This is a genomic window from Pelagibius sp. 7325 (assembly GCF_037652055.1).
In the GTDB taxonomy this organism is placed as follows: Bacteria; Pseudomonadota; Alphaproteobacteria; order Kiloniellales; family Kiloniellaceae; genus Pelagibius.
In genome coordinates, this window is sequence record NZ_JBBKAH010000002.1 from 815,433 (window position 1) to 828,375 (window position 12,943).

The following is a 12,943-nucleotide window of genomic DNA, read 5'->3' on the forward strand; positions in this document are numbered from 1 at the left end:
AAGTGACGCTTCGTCCTATTTTTAGGACAATGCAGAATCTCAACGACCTCTATTATTTCGCGGCCGTCGTCGATCATGGCGGCTTCTCATCGGCGGGACGTGCGATCGGTGTGCAGAAATCGAAGCTGAGCCGCCGCGTCCTTCTGCTTGAGGAGCGGTTGGGCGTCCGCCTCCTCAACCGCTCTTCGCGTCGCTTCGCGGTGACCGAAATCGGCCGCGAGTTCTACGAGCGTTGCGCGGCGATGCTCATCGAAGCAGAGGCAGCAGAACAGGTTATCGCCGAGGTGCGGGCAGAGCCGCGCGGCGTGGTGCGCATGAGTTGCCCCACGGCACTCCTCTCCTTCCAGTTCGGTGAACTGGTTGCGCGCTTCATGATGCAGTACCCGGGCGTTGAAGTGCATCTGGAGAGCACCAACCGCCGTGTCGACGTGATCGCAGAAGGATTGGACCTGGCTATCCGCGTGCGATTTCCGCCGCTGGAGCCTAGCGATCTGGTCATGAGACAACTCGACGAGAGCACCCAGTGCCTTGTTGCTGCACCTGCGCTGGTTGATGGCGTTATGAAATCGCCCGGAGATCTGCACGACCTGCCCAGCCTGGATCAGGGGCCTCCGCATCGGGATCACGCCTGGCAACTGCATCACCCCGACGGCCAGGTCGCCACCGTTCCGCATTCACCCCGCTTGGTTACAGACGACATGGCGGTCCTGCGCGAGGCAGCCCTTGCGGGTGCGGGTGCCGTGCAGTTGCCGACCATTTACATATGGGACGACGTCCGGGCTGGCCGACTCGTGCACGTTCTTCCCGACTGGAGACCAAAGGCGGCTATCGTTCACGCCGTCTTTCCCTCGCGCCGCGGGCTCCTTCCTTCAGTTCGGGCGCTGGTCGATTTCCTCGCCCACGAGTGCGCTGTCCAGCGCGCCCGGGCCAACCAGGTATTGCCGCCGGCCGATGATCCGAGGGGAAGCTGAGCGATCCGGACGGCGGATCTGGCCGCGGCCGACCCCATGCCGGCCGGAACCGGCGTCAAGGACAGCGGGCGCGGCGCCCCCTGTGGGAGGTTGTCACAGCAGGCCGCCCTTCACGCCAAGGGCGGGCGGCCCAATATCTGGACAAGCACACCGGATCGGACAACGCGAGCGAGGATCGGATGGAAGACCTGAATACACAGGGCATCGCCCTGCCGCGCCTGGGCCTCGGCACCTACCGCATGGATGACCGCAGCGCACCTGCTGCTGTGGAGAATGCCCTGAGGCTGGGATACCGTCACGTCGACACGGCGGCGATGTACGGCAACGAAACCGGCGTCGGCGCCGGCATCGCCGCGGCCGGCCTGCCGCGCGACAGCCTCCATGTCACTACGAAGGTCTGGTACGACAGCCTGACGCCCGCCCGGATCCGCAAGTCCCTCGACGAAAGCCTGAAGAAGCTGAAGCTGGATTTCGTCGACCTCTATCTCGTCCACTGGCCGGCGCCGCGCATGGATCTGCCGGCAATCTTCGAGACCCTGGTGCACCTGCGCGAGGAAGGCCTGACCCGCGCCATCGGCGTATGCAACTTCACGGTCCCGCTGCTGCGCCGGGCTGTCGATGAGATCGGCGCCCCCGTCGCCTGCAATCAGGTCGAATACCACGTGATGCTCGACCAAACACCGCTGCGCCGCTACATGGTCGCGCGGTCGATGCCGCTGATCGCCTACTGCCCGCTGGCGCAGGGCAACCTCGCTGACAGCGAGGAACTGACGGCCATCGGCAGAAAGCACGGCGCCAGCGCGGCGCAGGTCGCCTTGAAGTGGCTGCTGGAACAGGAGGGCGTCGCCGCCATCCCCAAGGCCCAGCGCCCGGCGAGCCAGCAGGCGAATCTCGATGCCTTGAAGATCGTCCTGGATGCGGATGACCGCCGCCTCATCGCCGGCCTGCCCAAGGACAGGCGCTGCGTCGATCCCTCCTTCGCACCCGAGTGGGACAAGCCCGAAGCGGCCTGATGCGCCGGCGTGATCCGCAAGCCCCCTCCGCGTCAGGCGCCGGCGAGCGCCTGCCTCACCCGCTCCATGCCGACCAGAATGACCTGTTCCATCGCCTGGCGTGCAGCCTCGGCGTCGTGGCGGGCGATGGCCTGGACAATGGCGAGATGGGAGCCGGCGACCTCGGCGATCTTCTCCGGGTCCGCCGCCGGCGAGGAGAGCTTGAAGATACCGACCAGCGCCGCCTCGATGAGGCTGCTGACCGAGCGCATGAAGGGGTTCTTTGAAACCTCCGCCAACGCCAGGTGAAAGCGCAGATCGGCCAGCGCCAGACTCTCGGCCGAGTGGGTCGGACGGCCGATGTCCTCGGCCAGGCGCCGCAGCAGTTGGACGTCCTGCGGGGTCGCGCGCCGGGCCGCCAGCGCGGCAGCAAAGGGTTCGAAGGCCTGGCGGATCTCACAGACGTGGACCAGGAACTCCTCGCTGATGCCGGCATCGAAATGCCAGGTCAGCACGTCCGAGTCGAAGAGGTTCCAGCCGGCCCGCTCCGTCACCCGGGTGCCGATGCGGGCGCGGGCCACAATGAGGCCTTTGGCCGAGAGCGTTTTCATCGCCTCGCGCAATACGGTGCGGGAGACCTGGAAGCGCGCCTCCAGCTCGGCGTCGCTGGGCAGCAGGTCGCCCTCGGCGAATTCGCCGCCGACAATGGCGCGGCCGAGCTGGTCGACCACGTGGGCGTGGCTGGTGCGCGGCGTGCGCCCGCTTATGGTGTTCTCGAGCAGGCCCATCAGGGAACGGCTTTTCCGGTGGCGAAACGGCGCAGGATGCCCGGCCGTTCGGCGGCAGAGGCCCACACCAGGACTTTCTGTAGCAGGATGAAGGCAAACAGCAAGAGGCCGATGACGATCTTGGTCCACCAGCTGGACAGCGTGCCGTCGAAGATAATGTAGGTCTGAATGAGACCCATGATGAAGATGCCGATGAGGGTGCCGGCAACAAAGCCGGCGCCGCCGGTCAGCAGCGTTCCGCCGATCACCACCGCGGCGATGGCGTCGAGCTCCACACCGACCGCCGCCAGGGAGTAGCCGGCAGAGGTATAGAGCGAGAAGACGATGCCCGAAAGGCCCGCAAGGAAGCCGGAGAGCGCGTAGATCGCGATGGTGGTGCGCGCGACCGGCACACCCATGAGGCGCGCGGTCTGCACGCCGCCGCCCAGGGCATAGACGTTCGTACCGAAGCGGGTGCGGTGTGCCAGCACCATGCCGACCAGGAAGACCAGCACCATGAGGCCGCCGATCAGCGTCAGCCGCCCGCCGCCCGGCATGCGGTAATAGAGGCCCTGCAGCAGATCGTAGAATTCGTGCGTGACCGGCACGGATTCCACCGACAGCACATAGGCCATGCCGCGCGCCAGGAACATGCCGGCCAGCGTCACGATGAAGGCCGGCATCTGCAGGTAATGGATGATCGCCCCCATTGCCGCCCCGAAGGTCGTCGTGATCGCCAGCGCCAACACAAAGGCGACAAGCGGATGCAGCGCCGTCGACTCCAACACGACCGCGAGGAACACGCCCGTGAAGGCGATCACCGAGCCGATGGAGAGATCGATGCCGCCGGAGAGAATGACAAAGGTCATGCCGACCGCGGCGATGCCGAGGAAGGCGTTGTCGGTCAGCAGGTTTCCCACCACCCGCGTCGACAGCATGTTCGGGTACTGCAACACGCAGGCCGCATAGGCGATGAGGAAGATGAGAAGCGTCGCCGCGAGCGGCAGGAAGCGCGCCTTCATGATGCATCCCTCACGGCATTGCCCGCCGCCGACTCTTCGCGCGGCAGCGGAGGGGTCTCCGCCTCCGGCAGCGGCCGCAGGTAGCTCCACAGCGACTGCAGCGCCGGCGACTGCAGCACCAGGATGACGACGATGATCGCCGCCTTAATGATGAGGTTGAATTCCGGCGGGAAGCCCGACAGCAGAATGCCGGTATTCACCGACTGGATGATCATCGCGCCGATCAGCGAGGCGACGATCGAAAAGCGCCCGCCGAGCAGAGAAGTGCCGCCGATGACCACCGCGAGGATGGCATCGAGTTCCAGCCACAGGCCGGCGTTGTTGGCGTCCGCACCTTTGATGTCGGCGGCAATGATGACCCCGGCAATGGCGGCACAGAGGCCGGAGACCGCATAGACCGCGAGCAGCAGCACCCGGCTGTTGATGCCGGAGAGCGTGGCCGCGCGGCGGTTGATGCCGGTCGCCTCGATCAGCAGACCGAGGGCCGAGCGGCGCACGGCGACAGTGACCGCAGCACCCAGCGCCAGCCATATGAGAACCGGCATGGGCAAGCCGGCGAAGGCGCCGCTGCCGATGAAGATGAGGCCCGGATGATTGAAGGTGAGGATGGCACCCTCGGTGACGAGTTGGGCGATCCCGCGTCCGGCGACCATGAGAATCAGCGTTGCCACGATCGGCTGGATGCCCAGCACGGCGACGAGAAAGCCGTTCCACAGGCCGCAGGCGACTCCGGCCGCGAGCGCGAAGAACACCGTGACGATCAGGCCCTCGCCGCTGGTGATGGACGCGGCGGCGACCGCGCCGGCGATCGCCATGACCGCACCGACCGAAAGGTCGATGCCCTTGGTGGCGATCACTAGGGTCATGCCGACGGCGAGCAGCGCCACCGGCGCGCCACGGTTCAACACGTCTATGAGGCTGCCGTAGAGCCGGCCGTTCTGAAAGTCGAGGTCGAAGAAGCCCGGAAACACCAGCGCGTTGAGCGCCAGCACCGCCGTCAGCACGACGACCTGCGGCGCCAGCCGCCGCAGCGCGCTGCGCAGGAGCGCACTCATGACGCGCCGGCTCCCTCTGCATCGGCAGCGATGGCGTGGACGATGCTGTCGGGCGTGAGACCGGCGCCGGTCAGTTCGGCGACATGGACGCGGTCGCGCAGCACCAGCACGCGGCTGCTGTAGGCGACCAGCTCTTCCAGCTCGGAAGAGATTACCAGCAGGGACATGCCCTCAGCGCAGAGTGTCTCTATAAGGCGGATGATCTCGGCGTGGGCGCCGACGTCGATGCCGCGCGTCGGTTCGTCGAGGATGAGGAAGCGTGGGTTGAGCGCCAGCCAGCGTGCGAGGATCACCTTCTGCTGGTTGCCGCCGGACAGCAGGCCGACGGGTTTCTCGCGGTCGGAGGTGCGAATGTCCAGCATGCCGATATAGCGGTCGGCCAGCGCGACCTGCTCACGTCGAGCCAGCGGACGCGCCCAGCCGCGGCGCGCCTGCAGCGCCAGCGCTATGTTCTCCCGCACCGAGAGATCCGCGACGATGCCCGCGGTCTTGCGATCCTCCGGACAGAATCCAAAGCCTTGGGCGACCGCGGCACGCGGCGAGCCCAGCGCCACCGGCTTGCCGTCGATGACGGCACTGCCGCTGTCGGGGCGCTCGACGCCGAACAGCAGTTCCGCCGTCTCCGTGCGCCCGGAACCGAGCAGGCCGGCGACACCGATGACCTCGCCCGGGTGGACGGCCAGGTCGAAGGGAGCGACGTGGCCGGCCTTACCGTAGCCCTTGAAGGTGATCGGCGCGTCGGCGGTGGTCGCGTGCTGCGGCGCCGGATGGCGCGTCTCCGCCTCCAGCGCGCGGCCCAGCATCATCGTGACCAGGTCTACCCGGCTGGTGTCCGCCGCCGGTTTGCTGCCGACCAGGCGGCCGTTGCGCAACACGGTGATGCGGTCGGCGATGGCGAAGACCTGGTCGAGGAAATGGGTGATGAAGACGATGCCGAGGCCGCGGCCACGCAGGTCGCGCACCACCGAGAACAGCATCTCCACCTCGTGGGCGTCGAGGCTGGCAGTCGGCTCGTCGAGGATCAGCACCTTGCCGGAGAGATCGACCGCGCGGGCGATGGCGACGATCTGCTGCACGGCGACGGAGTAGCTGCCGAGATCGGCCGCGACGTCGATGTCCAGGCCGTAGGCGGCAAGAATCTCTCGCGCCGCATGGCGCATGGCCTTGGTCTGCACCATGCCGAAGCGGCGCGGCTGGCGGCCGAGGAAGAGGTTGTCTGCCACGCTGAGGTTCGGCAGCAGATTGATCTCCTGATAGACCGTGCCAATGCCCAGCGCCTGCGCCTCTGCGGTGCTGTGCGGATCAATGCCGATGCCGTCGAGCGACAGCGTGCCGCCGTCGCGCCGGTAGGCGCCGGTCAGGCACTTGATGAGGGTCGACTTGCCGGCGCCATTCTCGCCCAACAGGGCATGTACCTCGCCACGCTGCAGCGTGAAGTCGACGCTGTCGAGCACCAGCGCGCCCGGGAAACGCTTGCTGATGCCTTCGGCACGGTAGAGCACGTCGGTGGTCGGAGCATCCAAGGCTGGCTCTGCCTCCCTGAGGTGAAAGGAGGTGCCGGCCCTCCTCTGTCAAAGAACAGGAGGAAGAGCCGGCGTGAGGTGAGCGATAGGGAGAACGCTCAGTAGCCGAGGTTCTTCTTTTCCTCGTAGATCTTCAGCGGATCGTCGTCCTGGGTGTAGAGCTTCGATTCCGTCTGAATCCACTTCGGCGGCACCGTGCCGTTCTTGAAGTAGGCATCCAGCGCGTCGAAGGCCGGACCGGCCATGTTCGGCGTCAGCTCGACGGTCGCGTTGGCCTCGCCGGCGGCCATGGCCTGGAAGATGTCGGGCACCGCGTCGATGGAGACGACCAGGATGTCCTTGCCGGGCTCGAGGCCGGCCTCCTTGATCGCCTGAATGGCGCCAACCGCCATGTCGTCGTTGTGGGCGTAGAGGGCGCAGATGTTCCCGCCGCCGCCCTCGGCCTTGATGAAGCTCTCCATCACTTCCTTGCCCTTGGCGCGGGTGAAGTCGCCGGTCTGACTGCGGATGATCTTCAGGTTGCCGTGGTCGGCAATGGCCTGTTCGAAGCCGTTCTTGCGGTCGATCGCCGGCGAGGAGCCGGTGGTGCCCTGCAGTTCGACCACGTTGCAGTCCTTGCCGTCGACGGCATCGACCAGCCATTGCCCGGCGACGCGGCCCTCATGGACGAGGTCGGAGGTCACCGCCGTCATGTAGAGATCCTTCGGCGCGTCGACGGTACGGTCCAGCAGCACGACGGGAATGCCCGCATCCTTGGCTTCCTCGAGCACCGAGTCCCAGCCGGTGGCGACGACGGGGGCCAGCAGGATGGCATCGACGCCCTGCGCGATGAAGGATCGCACGGCCTTGATCTGGTTTTCCTGTTTCTGCTGGGCGTCGGCGAACTTCAGGTCGATGCCGCGTTCCTCGGCCTGCAGCTTGGTCAGCGTCGTCTCGGCGGCGCGCCAGCCGGATTCGGATCCGATCTGCGAAAAGCCGATAGTCAGATCCTGAGCAAGAGCCGGGGCGGCCGTCAGGGGCGCCACGGCTGCAGCAAGCAGGCCGGCGGCAAGGTAAAGCTTTCTCACTTCCATGGTCATTCCTCCCAAATCCGCTGTCTTAAACGCAGCTCGACATAAAAAATCATATAGTATGACTTTTGTAAACGATAGAACGAGTGGAGAGGAAGGGGCGCACCCAGGACGGGTGAATGGCCAGGGGATTCGTCAGTCGCCGGTGATGCTGTGGCGATTGAAGGGCAGATCGCCCAGTTCGCGCTGCGACATCGTCCGCAAGGCCGGGTGCGCCAGGGGATCGCGCCGCCAGACGGCGTCGGCACCCAGGCGACCTGCCCGACTCGGGGTTCGGAAGGCCTCGCGGAAAGCGCGCCAGCGCAGCGAGAAAATCTGCAGGGGCCATGTCATGGCTATAAGAATGAAATAGAGAACGCCATAATTCACTGCTGTTTGTCGCAAGCATCCTTTAGAATTTCTATATGAGTGAGCTGTCCCGCCTGCACCTTAATGCCTTGCGGGCGGTGGAGGCCGCCGGTCGTCTGGGCAGCTTGACCGCCGCCGCCGAGGAAATGGGCGTGTCCCTGGGCGCGGTGAGCCAGCAGGTGCTGAAAGCCGAGGCCGAGCTGGGCCATCCCGTCTTCGTCCGCAGCCCCAAGGGCCTGCAGCCGACGCCTTTCGGCCGCCTGGTGCTGGCCCATCTGCATGAGGGCTTCCGTCATCTTGCGGCGGCGGCGGCGCTCGGCCGGCGCGAGTCCGCCGGCACGCTGACGGTATCGGTGCCGCCTATCCTGGCCGCGAAGTGGCTTGTGCCACGCCTCAGCCGCTTCAGTGCCGCCGCCCCGGAACTGAAGCTGCGCATCGACGCCTCCACCGAACTGGTCGATCTCGATCATTCCGATATCGACCTGGCTGTGCGCATCGGCCGGGGCGACTGGCCCGCGGTTACTGCCGCGCACCTGCTGGACCAAGTGGTCTTCCCGGTTTGCAGCCCAGGGCTCGCCGCGACGCTGAAGGCGCCTGCGGACCTCGCCCGGCTGCCCGTGCTGCGCGATCGCGGCGCCATGTTCACCTGGGAAGCCTGGCTGGGCCCCGAGGGCCTGAGCGGCCTGCCGCTGACCGACGGCTCGGTCTATTCCGATGCCGCGCTCTGCCTGCAGGCGGCTATCGCCGGGCAGGGCGTGTTCCTGGCCTGGCCGACTCTGGCCGCTTATGCCATCGCCGATGGCCAGCTGGTGGCGCCCTTTCCCGGCCGGCACAGGACCGGCGATGCCTACTGGCTGGTGACCTCCGCGCAACGCCCGAAATCCGCTAAGGTGCGCAAGTTCGAAGCCTGGCTGCGCGAAGAGTTCGCGGCCTTCGCCGAGGGCGGCGAAGCGACCTCAGGTGCCTAGTGCGAACGCGTCGGCGATCCGGCTTCCCCCATCGCGTCGGCGATGTGGGTGAGCTTGTCCGGGTTGCGGGTGACATAGATGGCGGCGATGCGCCCCTCCACGATCTCCAGAGCCGTGGTCTGCAGCACGTCGCCCCGCGCGCGGCTGAGGAAGCCGGGCAGGCCGTCGATCCACAGCGGCCGCACAAAGGTGGTCGGCAGCTGCGCGTGCTTGCGGTAGAGCCCGGCGAAGAGCCTCAGGACCCTTTGCATCCCCAGGATTGGGTTGCGGAAGGCGATTACCTTGCCCCCACCGTCAGAGATCAGCACCACGTCTTCCGCCAGCAGGCCGCTGAGGGCGGCGGTGTCACCGCTGGTGGAAGCGGCGAAGAAGGCGCGGGCGATGCGCTCGCCCTCTTCGCGGGCGACCGGATAGCGCGGGCGCGCCGCCCGGACATGCTTGCGGGCCCGCGCGGCGAGTTGTCGTACCGCGGCGGCGTCGCGCTCCAGTGTCTCGGCGACCTCGCCCGAGGGCAGCCCGAAGACGTCGTGCAGCAGAAAGGCGGCGCGCTCCAAAGGCGACAGGCGTTCCAGCGCCAGCATCAGGGTATAGGTGAGTTCATCGAGGCGCATCGTCTCGTCCTCCGGCACGGCGGCAGCATCGGCAAGAGGATCGGGCAGCCAGGCACCGACATAGGTCTCGCGCCGGGCGCGCGCGGACTTCATGGCGTCGAGGCAGAGCCGCGTCACCGTGCGGCTGAGATAGGCCGCCGGCGCCGCGACCGCGCCGCGATCGGCCCGCTGCCAGCGCAGCCAGGACTCCTGCACGATGTCCTCCGCCTCGGCCAGCGAGCCGAGCATGCGATAGGCGAGGCGCAGCAGCCGCGGCCGCTGCGCCTGAAAGACGTCCGTGGCGGCGTCAGGCCGCGTCACGGGCATCGACCGGATGCGCCGCGCGGAAGCCGACCTGCAGCCGGTTCCACACGTTGATGGCGCCAATCAGCAGGGTGAGGTTCACCTGCTCCGCCTCGCTGAACTGGGCCTTCACCAGCGCATAGTCGGCATCGGGCGCGCCGGTTTCGGCAAGGCGGGTCAGCGACTCGGTCCAGGCCAGGGCGGCCCGCTCGCGCTCGCTGTAGAGGGAGGACTCGCGCCAGGCGTTCAGCATGTAGAGGCGCATCTCGCTCTCGCCGGCCTCGCGCAGGTGCGTCGAATGCATGTGGATGCAGAAAGCGCAGCCGTTGATCTGGGAGGCACGCAGCTTCACCAGGTCGATGAGGCTGTGCTCCAGTCCACTCTTCTGCAGGGCCGCCTCCAGCGCCATCATCGCCTTGATGGCTTCGGGGGCGGCTTTGTGCGGGGTCTCAAGGCGCGGGATCATGGTCGTCTCCATTGTCTTCAAGAGGGTGGATACTCTCAAGACGAGACGGCGGGACAGCATGTGACATGCCCGGGCGAATTTTTCCCGACGAGAGGTCCCGAAAACGCAAAAGGCGGCCGAAAGGCCGCCTTTTCGCATTTTACCCCTCCCAGAGGAGGGAATTGGAGCGGGCGATGAGATTCGAACTCACGACCCCAACCTTGGCAAGGTTGTGCTCTACCCCTGAGCTACGCCCGCACCGGAGAGCGGGTGGATACCCGCTTTCGCTGGACATTGCAAGTCCCTCTTTGCCCCGCAAAGCGGCGTTACCGGGGCGGCTGTCCAGGTACCAGCCCAGGCACCGGCGCCGAGGTTAACCGGCTTTTGCTACGCAAGCCTTAAAGGGCCGTGCCTCATTGCAAATTTCGCCCCACGGCCCGCCCGCAGGGTGACAAAGGGCCGCCAGTCTGCTACGGCCCCTTGCTGTACACGACGGTGCCAGAAACGAGGCCAGTTGCGATGTCCGAGACCTCCTCCAAAGAAGCCCCAGCCGGCCAAGCTCTGGCCGACGAAGCTGACGCAGCCGGACTGCCGACCAGCCCCGAGGCGCTGCACGCCCGGCTGGACGCCCTGGGCATCGCCTACAAGGCGGTCAGCCACCCGGCGGTCTTTACGGTGGAGGAGGCCAAGGCGCTGCGCGGCGAGCTGCCCGGCAGCCACATCAAGAACCTTTTCCTGCGCAACAAGAAGGGCCGCATGTGGCTGGTCACTTGTCTGGAGGACCGCCAGGTGGATCTGAAGGCGCTGGGCGACAAGCTGGATGCCGGGCGCCTGTCCTTCGGCAGCGCCGAGCGCCTGATGACCTATCTGGGCGTGCGGCCCGGCGCCGTCACTCCCTTCGCCGTCATCAACGACAAGGGCGGCGACGTGACCATGGTACTGGACAGCGGCGTCCTGGAGCAGGACCCGGTGAACTGCCACCCGCTGGTCAACACCATGACCACCGCGCTGGGGCCAGGCGACCTGGTCCGCTTCCTGGAAGCCGAGGGCCACACCCCCCAGATGCTGGACATGGACTAGGCCGCAAGGCACGGCGCGGTAATCAAGGAGGTGGACTTGCCCTCCGGGCCGAAAGCCGCCATTTATGGTGTAGATTAAGCGCCAGAGGCCGCCCGTCGGCGGCTCCTGGCGGTCACCCTGAACCGGTCACAGCGAACCAGTTACACCGTCAATCAGCAGACGAACGGAACGATTTCTATGGAACCCATCATCGGCGGCCCTGGCGGCATGAGCGGCGGCCCGCAGCAGGCCGGCGCAGACGTCATCAAGGAGAGCAGCCAGCAGACTTTCATGCAGGATGTCATCGAGGCTTCGATGACGGTGCCGGTGATCGTCGATTTCTGGGCGCCCTGGTGCGGCCCCTGCAAGCAGCTGGGGCCCCAGCTGGAAAGCGCCGTCAAGGCCGCCGGCGGCGCCGTACGCATGGTCAAGATCAATGTCGACGAGAACCAGCAGCTGGCCGGCCAGCTGCGCATCCAGTCGATCCCGACGGTTTACGCCTTCTTCCAGGGTCAGCCGGTCGACGGCTTTCAGGGCGCGCAGCCGGAAAGCGAACTGAAGGCCTTCGTCGAGCGCCTGCGCAAGGCCGGCGCCGCCGGCGCTGGACCGAGCCCCGTCGAGCAGGCCATCGAACAGGCGAAAGCGGCGCTGGAGGCCGGCGATGCCGAGACTGCCTCTGCCCTCTTCGCGCAGGTGCTGCAGCACGAGGAAGAGAATGCCGAGGCGCTGGCCGGCCTGATCGCCTGCAACCTGGCGGTCGGCGACGTCGCCGCCGCGCGGGAGATGTACGACGCCCTGGACGACAAGATGCGCGCCAATCCCGCCTTTGCCTCGGTCGCCGCGCAGATCGCCCTGCAGGAGCAGGCGGCCGATGCCGGCGAGATCCCACAGCTGATGGAGAAGGTCGCCGCCGACCACAACGACTTCCAGGCGCGCTTCGACCTCGCCATGGCGCTGCACGGTGCGGGCAAACGTCAGGCCGCCGCCGACGAGTTGCTGGAGATCATCCGGCGCAATCGCCAATGGAACGAGGAAGGCGCGCGCAGGCAGCTGGTCACCTTTTTCGAGGCCTGGGGTCCGACCGACCCGCTGACCATCGAGACGCGGCGCCGCCTGTCCTCGCTGCTGTTCGCTTGATCCGTTGGCGCCCATGAGCCGCACCGCGTTCGATCCGGCCTTCAAGGACCTGCCGCGGGTCCTGCCGATCTTCCCGCTGGAAGGCGTGCTGCTGCTGCCGGGCGGGCGCCTGCCGCTCAACATCTTCGAGCCGCGCTACCTCGCCATGTTCGACGATGCGCTGGGCAGCCATCGCCTGATTGGCATGATCCAGCCCTGCGAGGACGGCCGCGGCGAGGCGGCGCCCAAGGTCTACGAGACCGGCTGCGTCGGACGCATCACCTCGTTCACCGAGACCGATGACGGGCGCTACCTCGTTACGCTGTCCGGCCTCATCCGTTTCGACGTTGCGCGCGAACTGCCATCCGGCAGCTACCGCCAGGTCGAGCCGGACTACGCACGCTTCGAAAAGGACATGGAAGAGGACTGCAGCGCCATCGACCGCGACCACCTGATGAAAGTGCTGGGTGCCTATTTCGAAGCCAACGCCATCGAGGGCGACTGGGAAGCCATCGAGCAGACCGGCGACGAGCGCCTGGTCACCTCGCTGGCGATGATCTGTCCGCTGGGCGCGCCGGAAAAGCAGGCGCTGCTGGAATCGATGACCCTGACCGAGCGCGCCAAGGCGCTGACCGCCATCATGGAAATGGCGACTCACGACAGCGGCGGGCGCGACGGCGAAGGTGACGCCAAGCGCCATTGACCGCAGCGGAG

Annotated in this window: 14 protein-coding genes and 1 tRNA gene; 6 read left to right on the forward strand and 9 right to left on the reverse strand. The window is 66.8% G+C overall.

Going from position 1 to position 12,943, the window contains the following annotated elements; genetic code table 11:
• Window positions 1-29: 29 nt before the first annotated feature.
• Both WDC82_RS05770 and WDC82_RS05775 read left to right on the forward strand, forming a co-directional pair.
• On the forward strand, window positions 30-971 hold the full coding sequence (locus WDC82_RS05770) for a LysR substrate-binding domain-containing protein (RefSeq protein ID WP_340116303.1): 942 nt from the start codon (window positions 30-32) through the stop codon (window positions 969-971).
• Between the two features lie 179 nt (window positions 972-1,150).
• A complete protein-coding gene (locus WDC82_RS05775) occupies window positions 1,151-1,984 on the forward strand; it encodes an aldo/keto reductase (protein ID WP_340116304.1) in 834 nt (277 codons plus the stop codon).
• Window positions 1,985-2,016: 32 nt separating this feature from the next.
• Here the strand turns inward: WDC82_RS05775 and WDC82_RS05780 are convergent, their stop codons facing one another.
• The 6 genes from WDC82_RS05780 to WDC82_RS05805 all read right to left on the reverse strand — a co-directional run bounded on the left by WDC82_RS05780 (window position 2,017) and on the right by WDC82_RS05805 (window position 7,733).
• Entirely contained in the window at window positions 2,017-2,751 is a 735-nt protein-coding gene (locus WDC82_RS05780) for a FadR/GntR family transcriptional regulator (RefSeq protein ID WP_340116305.1), read from the reverse strand.
• Complete coding sequence (yjfF, locus tag WDC82_RS05785) at window positions 2,751-3,752, reverse strand: galactofuranose ABC transporter, permease protein YjfF (protein WP_340116306.1); 1,002 nt, start codon at window positions 3,750-3,752, stop codon at window positions 2,751-2,753. The genes WDC82_RS05780 and yjfF overlap by 1 nt, the downstream gene beginning before the upstream one ends.
• On the reverse strand, window positions 3,749-4,807 hold the full coding sequence (locus WDC82_RS05790) for an ABC transporter permease (RefSeq protein WP_340116307.1): 1,059 nt from the start codon (window positions 4,805-4,807) through the stop codon (window positions 3,749-3,751). The genes yjfF and WDC82_RS05790 overlap by 4 nt, the downstream gene beginning before the upstream one ends.
• Window positions 4,804-6,330, reverse strand: coding sequence for a galactofuranose ABC transporter, ATP-binding protein YtfR (ytfR, locus tag WDC82_RS05795; RefSeq protein ID WP_340116308.1), 1,527 nt, complete (start codon window positions 6,328-6,330; stop codon window positions 4,804-4,806). Before ytfR ends, WDC82_RS05790 begins: the two co-directional genes overlap by 4 nt.
• 98 nt (window positions 6,331-6,428) lie before the next feature.
• Window positions 6,429-7,403, reverse strand: coding sequence for a galactofuranose ABC transporter, galactofuranose-binding protein YtfQ (ytfQ, locus tag WDC82_RS05800; protein WP_340116309.1), 975 nt, complete (start codon window positions 7,401-7,403; stop codon window positions 6,429-6,431).
• A 132-nt stretch (window positions 7,404-7,535) separates the two neighbouring features.
• Window positions 7,536-7,733: a hypothetical protein gene (locus tag WDC82_RS05805; protein ID WP_340116310.1), complete on the reverse strand. Its 198-nt coding sequence runs from the start codon at window positions 7,731-7,733 to the stop codon at window positions 7,536-7,538.
• Window positions 7,734-7,804: 71 nt separating this feature from the next.
• Here WDC82_RS05805 and WDC82_RS05810 point away from each other — a divergent pair, with 71 nt between their 5' ends.
• Window positions 7,805-8,716, forward strand: a complete 912-nt coding sequence (locus WDC82_RS05810; RefSeq protein ID WP_340116311.1) for a LysR substrate-binding domain-containing protein — start codon at window positions 7,805-7,807, stop codon at window positions 8,714-8,716.
• Here WDC82_RS05810 and WDC82_RS05815 read toward each other — a convergent pair.
• From WDC82_RS05815 to WDC82_RS05825, 3 genes are all read right to left on the reverse strand, one after another.
• Complete coding sequence (locus WDC82_RS05815) at window positions 8,713-9,627, reverse strand: sigma-70 family RNA polymerase sigma factor (RefSeq protein WP_340116312.1); 915 nt, start codon at window positions 9,625-9,627, stop codon at window positions 8,713-8,715. The two genes, WDC82_RS05810 and WDC82_RS05815, sit on opposite strands and share 4 nt — an antisense overlap.
• Entirely contained in the window at window positions 9,614-10,075 is a 462-nt protein-coding gene (locus tag WDC82_RS05820) for a carboxymuconolactone decarboxylase family protein (protein ID WP_340116313.1), read from the reverse strand. Before WDC82_RS05820 ends, WDC82_RS05815 begins: the two co-directional genes overlap by 14 nt.
• 162 nt (window positions 10,076-10,237) lie before the next feature.
• Window positions 10,238-10,312: transfer RNA gene (locus WDC82_RS05825), tRNA-Gly, on the reverse strand.
• Window positions 10,313-10,573: 261 nt separating this feature from the next.
• Here WDC82_RS05825 and WDC82_RS05830 point away from each other — a divergent pair.
• The 3 genes from WDC82_RS05830 to WDC82_RS05840 all read left to right on the forward strand — a co-directional run bounded on the left by WDC82_RS05830 (window position 10,574) and on the right by WDC82_RS05840 (window position 12,932).
• Window positions 10,574-11,134: a prolyl-tRNA synthetase associated domain-containing protein gene (locus tag WDC82_RS05830; RefSeq protein ID WP_340116314.1), complete on the forward strand. Its 561-nt coding sequence runs from the start codon at window positions 10,574-10,576 to the stop codon at window positions 11,132-11,134.
• A 177-nt stretch (window positions 11,135-11,311) separates the two neighbouring features.
• A complete protein-coding gene (locus tag WDC82_RS05835; protein ID WP_340116315.1) occupies window positions 11,312-12,250 on the forward strand; it encodes a co-chaperone YbbN in 939 nt (312 codons plus the stop codon).
• Between the two features lie 13 nt (window positions 12,251-12,263).
• Entirely contained in the window at window positions 12,264-12,932 is a 669-nt protein-coding gene (locus WDC82_RS05840; RefSeq protein WP_340116316.1) for an LON peptidase substrate-binding domain-containing protein, read from the forward strand.
• Window positions 12,933-12,943: the final 11 nt, after the last annotated feature.

Excerpts from the sequence above, each read along its gene's own strand:
- WDC82_RS05770 (WP_340116303.1), top strand. The coding sequence starts at position 30 with ATGCAGAATCTCAACGACCTCTATTATTTCGCGGCCGTCGTCGATCAT.
- WDC82_RS05775 (WP_340116304.1), top strand. The coding sequence starts at position 1,151 with ATGGAAGACCTGAATACACAGGGCATCGCCCTGCCGCGCCTGGGCCTC.
- WDC82_RS05780 (WP_340116305.1), bottom strand. The coding sequence starts at position 2,751 with ATGGGCCTGCTCGAGAACACCATAAGCGGGCGCACGCCGCGCACCAGC.
- yjfF (WP_340116306.1), bottom strand. The coding sequence starts at position 3,752 with ATGAAGGCGCGCTTCCTGCCGCTCGCGGCGACGCTTCTCATCTTCCTC.
- WDC82_RS05790 (WP_340116307.1), bottom strand. The coding sequence starts at position 4,807 with ATGAGTGCGCTCCTGCGCAGCGCGCTGCGGCGGCTGGCGCCGCAGGTC.
- ytfQ (WP_340116309.1), bottom strand. The coding sequence starts at position 7,403 with ATGGAAGTGAGAAAGCTTTACCTTGCCGCCGGCCTGCTTGCTGCAGCC.
- WDC82_RS05805 (WP_340116310.1), bottom strand. The coding sequence starts at position 7,733 with ATGACATGGCCCCTGCAGATTTTCTCGCTGCGCTGGCGCGCTTTCCGC.
- WDC82_RS05810 (WP_340116311.1), top strand. The coding sequence starts at position 7,805 with ATGAGTGAGCTGTCCCGCCTGCACCTTAATGCCTTGCGGGCGGTGGAG.
- WDC82_RS05820 (WP_340116313.1), bottom strand. The coding sequence starts at position 10,075 with ATGATCCCGCGCCTTGAGACCCCGCACAAAGCCGCCCCCGAAGCCATC.
- WDC82_RS05830 (WP_340116314.1), top strand. The coding sequence starts at position 10,574 with ATGTCCGAGACCTCCTCCAAAGAAGCCCCAGCCGGCCAAGCTCTGGCC.
- WDC82_RS05835 (WP_340116315.1), top strand. The coding sequence starts at position 11,312 with ATGGAACCCATCATCGGCGGCCCTGGCGGCATGAGCGGCGGCCCGCAG.
- WDC82_RS05840 (WP_340116316.1), top strand. The coding sequence starts at position 12,264 with ATGAGCCGCACCGCGTTCGATCCGGCCTTCAAGGACCTGCCGCGGGTC.